Raw genomic sequence first — 13,119 nt, forward strand, 5'->3', positions numbered from 1 at the left:
TGCTGGGCATCCGGGAAGGCCCCGGCGACGGGGCCGGGTGGGTCAGACCTGGACGCGGCGTTCGACGGCGCTGACGATCTCGGCGATCGCGTCGTCGATCGGCACGCCGTTCTTCTGCTCACCGCTGCGGTAGCGGAACGACACGGCGCCGTTGGCGATGTCCTCGTCACCGGCGAGCAGCATGAACGGCACCTTGGCCTTCTGCGCGTTGCGGATCTTCTTCTGCATGCGGTCGTCAGAGGCGTCGACCTCGACCCGGATGCCGCTCTCCCGCAGCCGCTTGGCGACGTCCTGCAGGTAGGGCACGTGGGCGTCGGCGATCGGGATGCCGACGACCTGCACCGGGGCGAGCCAGGGCGGGAAGGCGCCGGCGTAGTGCTCGGTGAGCACGCCCAGGAAGCGCTCGACGGAGCCGAACAGCGCCCGGTGGATCATCACCGGGGTCTGCCGGGAGCCGTCGGCGGCCTGGTATTCGAGGCCGAACCGCTTCGGCTGGTTGAGGTCGAGCTGGATGGTCGACAGCTGCCAGGTGCGGCCGATCGCGTCCTTGGCCTGGACGGAGATCTTGGGGCCGTAGAAGGCCGCGCCGCCCGGGTCGTCCTTGAGCGTGAGGCCGGACTCGGTGGCCACCTGGCGCAGCGCCTCGGTGGCCTCCTCCCACTCGGCCGGGTCGCCGATGAACTTCTCGGAGTCGTCGCGGGTGGACAGCTCGAGGTAGAAGTCGTTGAGGCCGAAGTCGCGCAGCACGCTGAGCACGAACCGGAGCAGCGACTTGATCTCGTCGGCCATCTGCTCGCGGGTGGTGTAGATGTGCGCGTCGTCCTGCGTCATGCCGCGCACCCTGGTCAGGCCGTGGACCACGCCGGACTTCTCATAGCGGTAGACCGAGCCGAACTCGCACAGCCGCAGCGGCAGCTCCCGGTAGGAACGCCCGCGCGCCCTGAAGATCAGGTTGTGCATCGGGCAGTTCATCGGCTTGACGCGGTATTCGGTGCCCTCGAGCTCGAACGCCGGGAACATGTCGTCGGCGTACCACGGCAGGTGGCCGGAGGTCTCGAACAGCGACGACTTGGTGATGTGGGGCGTGTTGACGAACTCGTAGCCCGCCTCGGCCTGCCGCCTGCGCATGTAGTCTTCCATCTCCTTGCGGATGATCCCGCCCTTGGGATGGAAGATCGGCAGGCCGCTGCCCAGCTCGGGTGGGAAGCTGAACAGGTCGAGCTCGGCGCCCAGCTTGCGGTGGTCGCGCTTTTCGGCCTCTTCGAGCAGCTTGAGGTATTCGTCCTGCTTGTCGCGGGACTCCCAGGCGGTGCCGTAGATGCGCTGGAGCTGCGGGTTCTTCTCGCTGCCCCGCCAGTAGGCGCCGCCGGAGCGCATGAGCTTGAACGCCGGGATGGACCGGGTGGAGGGCACGTGGGGCCCGCGGCACAGGTCCTTCCAGCGCAGCTCGCCGGTCTTGGGGTCGAGGTTGTCGTAGATGGTGAGCTGCCCGGCGCCCACCTCGACGGACTCCTCCTGGTCGGCGCCGCCCTTGAGCCCGATCAGTTCCAGCTTGTACGGCTCCGCCGCCAGCTCGGCCCGCGCCTCGTCGTCGGAGACGGGCCGGCGGGAGAACAGCTGGCCCTGCTTGACGATCTCGCGCATGCGCTTCTCGATGCGCTTGAGGTCGTCGGGGTTGAACGCCCGGTCGACGTCGAAGTCGTAGTAGAAGCCGTTTTCGACGGGCGGCCCGATGCCCAGCTTGGCCTCGGGGAACAGCTCCTGCACCGCCTGCGCCATGACGTGGGCGGTGGAGTGGCGGACGATGGCCCGGCCCTCTTCGCTGGAGATGTCGATCGGCTCGACCACGTCGCCGTCGGACAGCGGGTGGGTCAGGTCGCGGGCCTCGCCGTTGACCTTGGCGGCGATGACGGTACGGCCGTCGGCCTCGAGCGCCTCACCGGCCGTCGTGCCCGCCGCCACCACACGCTCGGCTCCGGCGAGGGTGATGCGTAGCTCGGCTGACACGGTGTCTCCTCATGGATCGCGCTCGATGCCCGGCACCGAGGCAGGGTTCGGTGGATGGACACCGATGCTATCGCGGGTGAAACCCCAGCTTTGTCAGCTCCTGCCGCGATCCGTGGAAGACGTTGCGATCGACGGGGCTGTTGGCGTACTGGTGGATGGTCCAGTCGCGCCATGGCCTGGGCACCGGCGGACGGCCGCGCGGGCTCTCCGGGCTGGCGATCCACAGCGGATATTCGCCCAGGCCCGCGCAGTGACCGCCGCGCGCGAACGCGTTGAAGGTGTAGATGAACGGCCGCACGCCGCCGTGCCGTTCGACGTAATGGCACCAGCGGCGCGCGAAGCGGGCCACCCGCTCGGGCCGCGCGCCGTCGTTGGTCTCCAGGTCGAGCGCGACCAGGTCGCCGCGGCGCAGCCCGCCCGCCGAGGCGATCACCCGCAGGAAGTGGCGCGCCTGCTCGATGGGGTCGCCTTTGGGCCGGGCGAAGTGGTACGCCCCGCAGACGATCCAGCTCTCCCGCATGCCGTTCCAGTTGCGGGCGAACCATTTGTCGGTGAAGTCGCCGCCCTCGCTCGCCTTGGCGAAGGCGAAGGCGACTCCGGCCTCGGCATGTCCGGCCCAGTCGACGGTGCCCTGCCAGTTGGACACATCGATGCCATGTAGCACGTGCTTCACCTTGTCGGATCTTATGGGGACGTCCTGCGCTCAGCCCTTCGCCGCGCCGGTCAGCAGGTCGAGCGTGCGCCGCCAGCGGCGAACGGCGCGCCGACGAAGTCGGTCACCCCGGCCTGCCTGAGCGTTTCGAGCCTGGCGAGCACGGTCTCCTCGTCGCCGACGACGGCGACGTCGCCGGGCCCCGCCGCGCCCTCCCTGTCGAGCATCGCACGGTAGCTCGGCAGCGTCCCGTACATGGAGAAGATCTCGTTGGCGCGGGCGACGGCGCCTTCCGGGTCGTCGGTGACGCAGATGGGCAGCGAGCAGACGATGCGCGGCGCCTCGCGGCCGGCCTCGGCGGCGGCCGCCTTGATGGTGGGCGCGATGTGCTCGGCGATCGTCTTCGGCCCCGTCATCCAGAGCACGGTGCCGGCGGCGAGCGTGCCCGCGAGCTTGAGCATGCGGGGGCCGAGCGCGGCCACGAGCACGGGCAGGCCCGCTCCGGGCGTGGTCAGCCGCAGGCCGGCCTGGAGGGTCTCGCCCCGGTACGACACCTTCTCGCCGCGCGTGAGCGGCACCAGGATCTCCAGGTACTCCTTCATGTGCCGGCCGGGACGTTCGAAGCTGTAGCCGTAGACGTCCTCGATGACGACCTTGTGCGACAGGCCGACGCCGAGCGTGAACCGGCCGCCGAGCGCGGCGTTGGCGGTCATCGCCTGCTGGGCGAGCGCGGCGGGGTGACGCGGGTAGGTCGGCACGACGGCGGTGCCGAGCTCGATGGGCGGCGCCTGCACGCCCGCGGCGGTCAGCGCGGCGATGGCGTCGAGCCCGAAGATGTTGGACATCCAGGCCGAGGAGAAGCCGCGATCGGCGGCGTCGGCTATCTGGTCGCGCAGGCCGGTGATGGGGTCGCCGTCCTTGGCGTTCTCGGAGAGCAGGATGCCGTATCGCATGAAACAGAACTCCGTTCTAGTGGCTGAGGCGAATGTATCCCCCACGCCGCCGCGCGGTCACCCGCCGGGCCGGTCCGCGTTTGTAAAGTGACCTACATGACCCACGAACGCGCAGGACAGCCCGCCAGGCCCTCCGATCTGGTCGACGTCGCCAGGCTGGTGACGTCCTACTACGCGCTGCATCCCGACGCCGGTGAGGCCGGGCAGCGGGTCGCGTTCGGCACGTCGGGGCATCGCGGCTCGTCGCTGAAGGCCGCGTTCAACGAGGACCACATCCTGGCCACCAGCCAGGCGATCTGCGAATACCGCCGCGACCAGGGCACCGACGGTCCGCTGTTCCTGGGCATCGACACCCATGCGCTGTCGGAGCCCGCGCGGGTCTCGGCGCTGGAGGTGTTCGCGGCCAACGGCGTGGACGTGCTGATCGACTCGCGCGACGGCTACACGCCGACGCCCGCCGTCTCCCACGCCATCCTGCGCCACAACCGCGGCCGCACCACCGGCCTGGCCGACGGCGTGGTGGTGACGCCGTCGCACAACCCGCCGTCCGACGGCGGCTTCAAGTACAACCCGCCGCACGGCGGCCCCGCCGGCACCGAGGCCACCGGCTGGATCCAGGACCGCGCCAACCGGCTGCTGCAGGACGGTCTCAAGGGCGTGCGCCGGGTCCCCTACACGACGGCCCTGGAGCGGGCCGGCCGCTACGACTTCCTCGGCACGTACGTCGACGACCTGCCCTCCGTCGTCGACCTCGACGCGATCAGGTCGGCCGGGGTGCGCATCGGGGCCGACCCCCTCGGCGGCGCGAGCGTGGCCTACTGGGGTGAGATCGCCGAGCGGCACGGGCTGGCGCTCACCGTGGTCAACCCGGAGGTCGATCCGACCTGGCGGTTCATGACGCTCGACTGGGACGGCAAGATCCGCATGGACTGCTCGTCGCCGTACGCGATGGCCTCACTCATCGCCGGGCGCGACGAATACGACATCGCCACCGGCAACGACGCCGACGCCGACCGGCACGGCATCGTCACCCCCGACGGCGGCCTGATGAACCCCAACCACTACCTCGCCGTCGCCATCTCCTACCTCTACGCCCACCGCGACGGCTGGCCCGCCGGCGCCGGGGTGGGCAAGACCATGGTCAGCAGCGGCATCATCGACCGCGTCGCGCAGTCGCTGGGCCGGCGGCTGTACGAGGTGCCGGTCGGCTTCAAGTGGTTCGTGCCCGGCCTGCTCGACGGGTCGCTCGGGTTCGGCGGCGAGGAGAGCGCGGGCGCGTCGTTCCTGCGCCGCGACGGCTCGGTGTGGTCCACCGACAAGGACGGCATCATCCTCGCCCTGCTGGCCTCGGAGATCCTGGCCGTCACCGGCGAGTCGCCGAGCGCCTGCTACCGCAAGCTGACCGAGCGGTTCGGCGAGCCCGCGTACGCCCGCGTCGACGCGCCCGCCACCCGCGAGGAGAAGGCCGTGCTCGGCAAGCTGTCGGCCGCGCAGGTGACGGCCACGTCGCTGGCCGGCGAGCCGATCACGGCCGTGCAGACGACCGCGCCGGGCAACGACGCGCCGCTCGGCGGGGTGAAGGTCTCCACGGAGAACGCCTGGTTCGCGGCCCGCCCGTCCGGCACCGAGGACGTCTACAAGATCTACGCCGAGTCCTTCAAGGGGCCCGACCACCTGGCCAAGGTGCAGGAGGAGGCCCGCTCGCTCGTCACCGCCGCCCTGAGCTGACCGGCCCTACCCCCGATCCGGGGGCGCGGGGCCCGGGGCGGGGCCCCGGGGGCCGGGAGCGGGCTGGGGCCCGCGCCGGGGTCCGAGCCCGGGGCCTGCCACCCAGACGCCCGCCAGTCAGACGCCCGTTGCCGGACGCCCGCCACCCGAGACCCGCCGCCCGGACGCCCGCCACCCGAAACCCGCCACCCGAGACCCGCCGCCCGAGACCCGCCATCCGAGACCCGCCATCCGAGACCCGCCATCCGAGGCCCGCCGCCCGGACGCCCGCCGGTCGTGAACCGGCGGGCCGGAGACCCGCGGGCCTTCCGCGAAGCCTGGGGCCGGGTCAGTAGCCGAGGTGGCGGCCGCCGTCGCCGACCAGCACCTCGCCGACCAGCACCTCGCCCGTCAGCATGTCCGGCTCCAGCAGCGCCCGTCACCATGCCCGGTTCCAGCAGCGCCGTGACCATCTGGGCGATGTGCTCGGGCCGGGCGGTGCGCCGCAGCGGCGCCTTCAGTTCCTGCGTGGCCGCCATCTCGAAGAACGCCTGCTCCCCCACCCGGTCGATGTGCCAGCGAGTGGCGACGATGCCGGGCGCGACGGCGTTCACCCGCACCTTGGGGCCGAGCGCTATCGCCGGGTCGCGGGTGCGGTGGATGAGCGCCGCCTTGCCGGCCCCGTACGCGATGGACGAGCCGGTGGCCTGCAGGCCGGCGATGGTGGCCTGGCTCGGTTCGGCAGGACTGCGTTCCGTGTGCGCGCTTGTGCCCCATCGGCCGGGCGATCAAAGGACCGGCCGGAAAGGGCTCACCGCTGGAGCTCCAGGGCCGTTGCGGTGGTCATCTCCGTACGTCCGAGGTCGGCCTTGCGGCCCGCGGCGACGCCGTCGCGGTAGCCGGTGCCGCTGGTCCTCGGCACGCTCATGCGGATGCGGGGGTAGCGGGCCGCGACCGCCCGATCGACCTCGGCCCTGCGGTCGGCCAGCACGAGCGCCGTGCCGGTGCCGGCCGAGGCGGCCTCGGACTCGGCCTCGGCCTCGGCCGCGCACAGCAGCCGGTAGACCTCGTCGGTGAAGCCGAGCAGCCACGAACGCCGGTAGGCGCGTACGGCGGCGCCGGGCGGCGGCACGGCCTTCGCCAGCCCGGAGGCCATCTGCAGCAGCAGCGAGGTGGCCAGCAGGTCGGCCCGCTCCAGGTCGGCGGCGAAGCCGAAGACGTGGACCCGCTGGCCGCCGTCGCCGCGCCCGATGAGCAGCGGCCGGCACCGCACGGCCTGCGCCACCAGGCTCACCAGCCGGGCCTTCTCCCTCGCCCACGGGGGCGGCAGGGTGACGATGCGGTCGCCGGGGGTCTGGCGGGTGCCGGCGGGCGGCAGCGAGTCGATGCCGTACTTGGCCATCAGCGCCGACGCGGCGGCCATGAACGTGGCCCGCTCGTGCTCGTTGTCGGTGCGTTCCGCCTTGGCCAGCAGTTTTCTGACGCGGTCGAGCGTGCGCTCCCGCAAGCGAGCCCCCTCTCGTGCCCGGTCACCTGCGGGCACGATGCTAGCCGCGAACGGCGGCTAGGACTTGGTGGTCAGGACCCGCCCGTCGTCGTTGATCGCGGGGAAGGCGCCGGTGTCGACGATGCCGTGCTGCTGGTAGAGCGCCTCGATGAGGGCGTGCGCCCGCGGCTCCAGCTTCCACAGGGCGCGGAACTCGCGCGCGGTGGCCAGCGGGATGCCGATCTCCTGGGCGATGTCGATCGTGCGGGGCACGATGCCCTTGGCGATCTGCCGGTCCCAGTACTCGCGGGCGGCCCGCATGCGGGCGGCGCGCTCGGCGGCACTGAGCACCTGCGGGGTGGTGTCGAGCACGGTGACCTCCTCGTCCTCCTCGCGCACCAGCTCGGCGATGGCGGGCGGAAGCTCGGGGCGGGCGGGCACCGGCTGCTGCTCGGCGTCGCGCTCCCAGGGCACGCGGGGGTCGGCGTCGATGAGCGCGGAGGTGTTGTAGAGCGCGGCGATCTGGGCCAGCAGGGCCTCCTGCCGCTGCGGGTCCACGGCCAGGCCGGTGTGCTCGACGGCCTGGTCCATCGCCTTGTCGAGCTTGGCGAGCGCGGCGCGGATCTTGCGCTCGGACGCGCCGCCCTCGCGCAGCGCCTTGGCCTTCTTGGCGGCCAGCGCGACCCTGGTCAGCCTGCGGTGCGCGTCGACCTCGCTGGCGGTGCGGTCGCTGACCTCGGCCAGACCCAGCCTGACCAGCATCCGCTCGGGGGTGATGCGCCAGTTGATGCGGCCGGTGCCGCGGATGCGGTGGCGCTCGATGGCCATGCCGCGCTCCCACAGCCACGCGGCGACCAGCGGGGCGGCCAGGCGGAAGACGGCCTCGGGCAGGCTGCGCGCGTCCATGCTGGACAGCACGGCGGTCAGGCAGGTCAGGGCCCACACGGCGATGCCGTCGATGCCGGCGGAGTAGTTCTCGCGCATGTTGCGGCGGGCGCGTACGGCGCTGGTGATGATCGCGACCTCGATGAACGCGAACAGCAGTAACCGCAGGGGACCGTCGAGCCCCAGGACGTCACCGGAGAAGCGCCACATGCCCTGGGCGGACACGCCGGTGGCGATGGAGGCCGCCACGATGGTCAGCACGTCCTCGACGGGGCGCGGGGCGACGTACCTGGCCCACAGCCAGGAGACGACGCGCCAGACCAGCCTGAGCGCGAGGAACGCGAGGCCCAGTCCGGCCAGGCCAAGCAGCGCGTAGATGGCGGTGGCGAGCGAGTTCTCGGTGATGAAGGCTGTTATTTCATCAAATGTCGGCATCTGTCACTATCCGTGAGGGCTCAAACTCCGGCTCTATGCGACGAGATCATTGCAGAATGTCGCTATCTTGTACGCCAAACGCCGTCTGCTGCCCCAGTTTGCCCAGGTTTCACGGCAGTTCTGTGACCTTGACGCAACGTGCACGACCGCGACCGACCGCCCCGCTGGCCCGCTTCCCCGGGGATGAGGAGACACACGCAAGGGCGGGCGAGCGCTCAGGGGTGGGGCACGTTCAGAGGCGGCCGGGAGCCCCAAGGGTGGCAGCGGCGGGGTCGGTCAACGCACAATGAGAGCCGGGAAGTGGCAGCTCAGCCAGGTGACCCCGCCGAGGTCACCGGTCAGTCGGAGGGATAAATTCCTCCTTTCGGAGGGCGAACATCCACCCACATGGATGGGAGCATCGATGGAGGGATTTATCCCGACTTGGTGTGATGCATCCCAGCAGGACGGATATCGATGTCAGAGACAGAAGAGTTCCCGCTCGTCCAGTTCATGCGTGACGGGTTCGACCCGGTGGGCGAGCTCGCTCGCATCAGGAACGAGCACCCGGTCTACCCGATGGAGATCCCCGGAGGGCAGACCGTCTACCTCGTCACCCGCTGGGAGGACGTCCGCGCGGTGCTCGGCGACCACGAGCGCTTCAGCAACGACTTCGCCGGCGTGATCGGGCTCGGCTCCAACCAGGAGGATCCGGGCGGCCTGGGCTTCCGCGACCCGCCCGAGCACACGCGGCTGCGCAAGTTCCTCACGCCCGAGTTCACCATGCGCCGCCTGCGCCGCCTCGAGCCGCGCATCGAGGCCATGGTCCAGGAGTACCTCGACCGGGTGGAGGCCAAGGGCGCCGAGGGCATGCCGGTGGACCTCATGGAGGAGTTCTGCCTGCCGATCCCGTCACTGGTGGTGTGCGAGCTGCTCGGCGTCCCGTACGAGGAGCGCGCCGACTTCGTCAAGATCAGCAAGGACCGGTTCGACTTCACCAGCGGCCCCGAGGCGTCGCTGCAGGCGATCAACGACGCGATGACGTACCTCGTCGACCTGGTCGCCCGCGAGCGGCAGAACCCCGGCGATGGCCTGCTCGGGCAGCTGCTGCGCGACCACGGCGACGAGCTGGACGACCGCACGCTCGCCAGCATGGCCGACGGCCTGCTCACCGGCGGCCACGACACCAGTACCAGCATGCTCGCGCTCGGCACCCTGTGGCTGCTGCAGAACCCGGAGCAGGCCGCGAAGGTGCGCGAGGTGGACGGCTACATCGTCGACGTGGTCGAGGAGCTCCTGCGCTACATGACGGTCGTGCAGGTCGCCTTCCCGCGCTTCGCCCGCGACGACATGGAGCTGCACGGGGTGCCGATCAAGAAGGGCGAGATGGTGCTATGCTCGCTCAGCGGCGCCAACCGCGACCCCGCGCTCGGCGAGAACATGGACGAGGTGCGCCCTGGCCGCGAGACCGCGGGCTCCCACATGGCCTTCGGTCACGGCATCCACCGCTGCATCGGCGCGCCGCTGGCCCAGATGGAGATGCGCATCGCCTTCCCCGCGCTGCTGCGCCGCTTCCCCACCCTGCGCGTGGCGGGCGAGGTGCCGTTCAGGGAGCTCGCCATCGTCTACGGCGTCAAGGAGCTGCCCGTCGCCTGGTAGGGCGGTCACGTTCGCCATGTGGGCGAGCACGTCATCGACCTGACCGTGATCGGCGCCGTCGTCTTCGACAGCGACGGCGTGGTCACCGTCACCGCTCGGGTGCACGCGGCCGCCTGGGAACACGTCTTCGACGCGTTCCTGGCGCGGCCGCCCGGCGCCGTCCGGCATCCGCGACGACTACCTGCGGCACGTGGACGGCCGCCCGCGGCTCGACGGCATCCGGACCTTCCCGGCCGCGCGCGGGATCACCGCCCGCCCGAGGGCTCGCCCGACGACGAGCCGTGCGCTCCGACCGTGCACGGGCTCGGCCTGGCCGAGGACCGCTCCTCCCTGGAGCAGGTCGACACGGACGGGGTCGCCGCCCTGCAGGCGGCACGCCGGGGGCGGCGGTCGCGCCCGCCCTGGCGGGCGGGGTCGCCGTGGTGGGCGGGGTCGTGTGGTGGGCGAGCTGAGCGAGCAGGAGGTGCGCGGGCGGGGCGAGCTGGAGGTGCGCGGGCGGGTCCTACCCTTGAGAAGGTGACCGTACTGATCGATCCGCCCAACTGGCCGGGACCGCGCGGCTTGATGTGGTCGCACCTCGTCAGCGACAGCTCGCTGGAGGAGCTGCACGAGTTCGCGCAGCGGCTGGGGGTGCCGGCGCGGGCGTTCGACCGCGACCACTACGACGTGCCGGAGACCGTGCACGCGCGGGCGGTGGCGCTCGGGGCGGAGGCGGTCAGCTCGCGTGAGCTGTTACGGCGTCTCGTCGCGGCCGGGCTGCGCCGGCGCAAGCGCCGCTAGCTCGGCGGTCATGTTGGCCCTCGCGCGTTCCTCCCACAGCTTCCTCCCCCGCGCCGTGCGGAACAGCACGGGCGTGCCGAGCAGCCGGCGCAGCACCTCGGCGCGGCCGGCGGCGAAGAGGTCGTCGGGTACGTGGACGTACTCCTGGCGGACGGCGCGGGCGTAGTCGTCGTAGCCGGGTCCGGCGAGCACCGCCAGGTCGGCGTCGCAGAGCACGGCGCCGTCGCGGTCGCCGGGCGCGAGCGCGTCGTGCGCCGCCGTGAGCCGTACCAGCCTGGCCGTCTCCGCCACCCGGCTCCCTGGCACGCCGCAGCGGGGCAGCCTCGACTGCGCGAGCTGGGCGCTGCGCTCCTCGTCCCATCCCGGTCTGCCGTCGTAGACGGCGTCGTGGAACCAGGCGGCCAGGCGCACCGCCGTCTCGTCGTCGGCCTCTCCGTGCAGCAGGTCGATGGCGGACAGGACGGCGGCCAGGTGAGCGCGGTCGTGGTAACGGCGGTGCGGCTCGGACCAGCGGGCCAGCAGCTCGGCGTGCACGGCCCGCGAGGCGCGCGACTCCCCCGCGAGCGCCGCCCACCGCTCGAAGGCCGTCGCCGGATCTCCTGCAGCGCGGTCGATCATGCTGACACCGTAGTGGTAGCGTGCCTGCATCGGTACGACAGGCGGTGACGCTCGGCGCCTGCCCCGGTGGCGGGAGCTGCGAGCCGTCATGCCGGAACGCCCCCGGTGGTCGCGCGCCGCCCGGGTGGCGGCCGCCGCCGACGTCTGGGATCTGCGGCGGCTGGCGGCGAAGCGGGCCCCGCGCATGGTGTTCGACTACGTCGACGGCGCGGCCGAAGGCGAGGTGTCGCTGGCCAGGTCGGTGGCGGCGTTCCGGCGGGTGGAGTTCGCGCCCAGGGTGCTGCGCGACGTGTCGGAGGCGCCGACGGCGGTGGAGATCCTGGGCAGGCGTATCTCGATGCCGGTCGTGCTCGGGCCGACCGGGTTCACCCGCATGATGCACCGGGCAGGTGAGCGGGCGGTGGCGCGGGCGGCGCAGCGCGCGGGCGTGCCGTACACGCTGTCCACGATGGGCACCACCGCCCCGGCCGGTGTGGCCGCGGCCGCCCCGGCGGGCTGGAACTGGTTCCAGCTGTACGTGGTCCGCGACCGCGCCCGCAACCTGGAGACGCTGTCCATGGCGTCGGAGGCCGGCATGGACGTGCTGGTGGTGACCGTGGACGTGCCGGTGGCGGGGGCGCGGCTGCGCGACGTGCGCCACGGGCTGACGGTGCCGCCCACGCTGCGCTGGCGCGGCGCGCTGGAGGCGGTGCGGCATCCGGCGTGGTGGCTCGACTTCCTGACCAGCGAGCCGCTGAGGTTCGCCACGGTGGACGGCGCGCCGGAGGACCTGGCGGGGCTGACGAACCTCATGTTCGACCCGTCGGTGACGTTCGCCGACCTGGAGTGGATCAGGTCGGCGTGGCCGGGGCGGCTGCTGGTGAAGGGCGTGCAGCGGGCCGACGACGCCAAGGAGCTGGCCGCGCTGGGCGTGGACGGCGTCGTGGTGTCCAACCACGGCGGGCGGCAGCTCGACCGGGCGGCCACTCCCCTTGAGCTGCTGCCCTCCGTCGTGGAGGCCGTGGACGGGCGCAGCGAGGTCTTCCTCGACGGCGGCGTCCGCAGCGGGGCCGACGTGGCGGCGGCGGTCGCGCTGGGCGCCCGCGCCTGCTTCATCGGCAGGGCCTACCTGTACGGGCTGATGGCCGGCGGCGAGGCGGGCGTGGACCGGGTGCTCGAGCTGCTGCGGGCCGGGCTCGTACGGACGCTGCAACTGCTCGGCGCGGGCGGCGTGGACGGGCTGGGCCCCGACCTGGTCAGGCTCAGAGACCGCTAGCTCTCGGTCCCCCGGTCCGGCTCGGAGACCGCTGCCTCCGGCCCCCGGTCCGGCTCGGAAACCGCCGGCCCCACCGCCGGGTCAGGCTAAGAAGGCACTGCCATCGGTACGCCGGGCGCACCCTGTCATACCTCCCTGCGAAATGCGGGTATTTCGCCGCCGCCGTCGTCGCTCTGCTCCTCACACGGGGACCCGTCCCGCGGAGAGGAGCGCGTAATGGCGACCGGAGAATTCCAGGTGATGAAAGTGCCGCCCGAGCAGCTTGCCGGCATTCTTCACGGCCAGGTGGTCGATCCCGGGGCGCAACCCACGAACGTCGTCCATCGTGACGAGGGCTGGACCGTGGATGTGAGCTGGGAGGTCACCGGTGAGCTTGTCGACTGGCTGACGGGCCGCTGGCGCTTGGAGATCATCGCCGACCGGATGGGCGGCGGCGAGTCGCGGCACCCCGCGCCGCCTGTCGAGATGACGTTCACCCCGGGCTCCGGGCGATATACGGCCTCGATCCCGATGCGGGGCAGCTCGCCCCCGGAACCTATGACCTCGTGGTCAACCTCACCACCACCACGGCCGCCGGCACGGCGGGGGCGCTCGGCGGCTTCGTGGTGCTCAGCAGGATCACCGTCAAGGAGTGAGCGGCCCGCCCCGGGCGACGCGCCCGGGGCGGCCAGGACGGCAGGCTCAGGGCCGGCGCGCGCACAGG

At 72.1% G+C, this 13,119-nt stretch carries 11 protein-coding genes; 4 read left to right on the forward strand and 7 right to left on the reverse strand.

Features of this window, described 5'->3' with window-relative positions; genetic code table 11:
* Window positions 1-42: 42 nt before the first annotated feature.
* The 3 genes from thrS to ACFMQL_RS00530 all read right to left on the reverse strand — a co-directional run bounded on the left by thrS (window position 43) and on the right by ACFMQL_RS00530 (window position 3,612).
* Complete coding sequence (gene thrS, locus ACFMQL_RS00520; RefSeq protein WP_364066051.1) at window positions 43-2,007, reverse strand: threonine--tRNA ligase; 1,965 nt, start codon at window positions 2,005-2,007, stop codon at window positions 43-45.
* 67 nt (window positions 2,008-2,074) lie between these two features.
* Window positions 2,075-2,671: a GH25 family lysozyme gene (locus ACFMQL_RS00525; protein WP_364066053.1), complete on the reverse strand. Its 597-nt coding sequence runs from the start codon at window positions 2,669-2,671 to the stop codon at window positions 2,075-2,077.
* A 59-nt stretch (window positions 2,672-2,730) separates the two neighbouring features.
* Window positions 2,731-3,612, reverse strand: a complete 882-nt coding sequence (locus ACFMQL_RS00530) for a TIGR03564 family F420-dependent LLM class oxidoreductase (RefSeq protein ID WP_378784089.1) — start codon at window positions 3,610-3,612, stop codon at window positions 2,731-2,733.
* 96 nt (window positions 3,613-3,708) lie between these two features.
* Between ACFMQL_RS00530 and pgm the strand changes: the two genes are divergently transcribed.
* Entirely contained in the window at window positions 3,709-5,340 is a 1,632-nt protein-coding gene (pgm, locus tag ACFMQL_RS00535) for a phosphoglucomutase (alpha-D-glucose-1,6-bisphosphate-dependent) (RefSeq protein WP_364066060.1), read from the forward strand.
* Here pgm and ACFMQL_RS00540 read toward each other — a convergent pair.
* From ACFMQL_RS00540 to ACFMQL_RS00550, 3 genes are all read right to left on the reverse strand, one after another.
* A complete protein-coding gene (locus tag ACFMQL_RS00540; RefSeq protein ID WP_378790121.1) occupies window positions 5,256-6,041 on the reverse strand; it encodes an SDR family oxidoreductase in 786 nt (261 codons plus the stop codon). The genes pgm and ACFMQL_RS00540 overlap by 85 nt on opposite strands.
* 89 nt (window positions 6,042-6,130) lie before the next feature.
* Window positions 6,131-6,826 (reverse strand): DUF2786 domain-containing protein, encoded by a 696-nt coding sequence (locus ACFMQL_RS00545; RefSeq protein WP_364066062.1) that lies wholly within the window; start codon window positions 6,824-6,826, stop codon window positions 6,131-6,133.
* 57 nt (window positions 6,827-6,883) lie between these two features.
* On the reverse strand, window positions 6,884-8,125 hold the full coding sequence (locus ACFMQL_RS00550) for a hypothetical protein (protein WP_378784093.1): 1,242 nt from the start codon (window positions 8,123-8,125) through the stop codon (window positions 6,884-6,886).
* 456 nt (window positions 8,126-8,581) lie between these two features.
* On the opposite strand from ACFMQL_RS00550, the gene ACFMQL_RS00555 reads away from it, so the two are divergent.
* Entirely contained in the window at window positions 8,582-9,763 is a 1,182-nt protein-coding gene (locus ACFMQL_RS00555; RefSeq protein WP_364066067.1) for a cytochrome P450, read from the forward strand.
* A gap of 516 nt (window positions 9,764-10,279) precedes the next feature.
* Window positions 10,280-10,543, forward strand: a complete 264-nt coding sequence (locus ACFMQL_RS00560; RefSeq protein ID WP_364066693.1) for a DUF4031 domain-containing protein — start codon at window positions 10,280-10,282, stop codon at window positions 10,541-10,543.
* Here ACFMQL_RS00560 and ACFMQL_RS00565 read toward each other — a convergent pair.
* Complete coding sequence (locus tag ACFMQL_RS00565) at window positions 10,496-11,161, reverse strand: metal-dependent phosphohydrolase (protein WP_364066069.1); 666 nt, start codon at window positions 11,159-11,161, stop codon at window positions 10,496-10,498. The two genes, ACFMQL_RS00560 and ACFMQL_RS00565, sit on opposite strands and share 48 nt — an antisense overlap.
* Before the next feature lie 88 nt (window positions 11,162-11,249).
* Between ACFMQL_RS00565 and ACFMQL_RS00570 the strand changes: the two genes are divergently transcribed.
* Window positions 11,250-12,416, forward strand: a complete 1,167-nt coding sequence (locus tag ACFMQL_RS00570) for an alpha-hydroxy acid oxidase (RefSeq protein WP_364066071.1) — start codon at window positions 11,250-11,252, stop codon at window positions 12,414-12,416.
* Window positions 12,417-13,119: the final 703 nt, after the last annotated feature.

Origin of the sequence: Nonomuraea fastidiosa (genome assembly GCF_042751225.1) — a bacterium.
Lineage (GTDB): Bacteria > Actinomycetota > Actinomycetes > Streptosporangiales > Streptosporangiaceae > Nonomuraea > Nonomuraea fastidiosa.

What these genes read in the sequence shown, in the direction of transcription:
- ACFMQL_RS00555 (WP_364066067.1), top strand. Translation starts at nt 8,582, where the DNA reads ATGTCAGAGACAGAAGAGTTCCCGCTCGTCCAGTTCATGCGTGACGGG.
- ACFMQL_RS00550 (WP_378784093.1), bottom strand. Translation starts at nt 8,125, where the DNA reads ATGCCGACATTTGATGAAATAACAGCCTTCATCACCGAGAACTCGCTC.
- ACFMQL_RS00570 (WP_364066071.1), top strand. Translation starts at nt 11,250, where the DNA reads ATGCCGGAACGCCCCCGGTGGTCGCGCGCCGCCCGGGTGGCGGCCGCC.
- pgm (WP_364066060.1), top strand. Translation starts at nt 3,709, where the DNA reads ATGACCCACGAACGCGCAGGACAGCCCGCCAGGCCCTCCGATCTGGTC.
- ACFMQL_RS00530 (WP_378784089.1), bottom strand. Translation starts at nt 3,612, where the DNA reads ATGCGATACGGCATCCTGCTCTCCGAGAACGCCAAGGACGGCGACCCC.
- ACFMQL_RS00565 (WP_364066069.1), bottom strand. Translation starts at nt 11,161, where the DNA reads ATGATCGACCGCGCTGCAGGAGATCCGGCGACGGCCTTCGAGCGGTGG.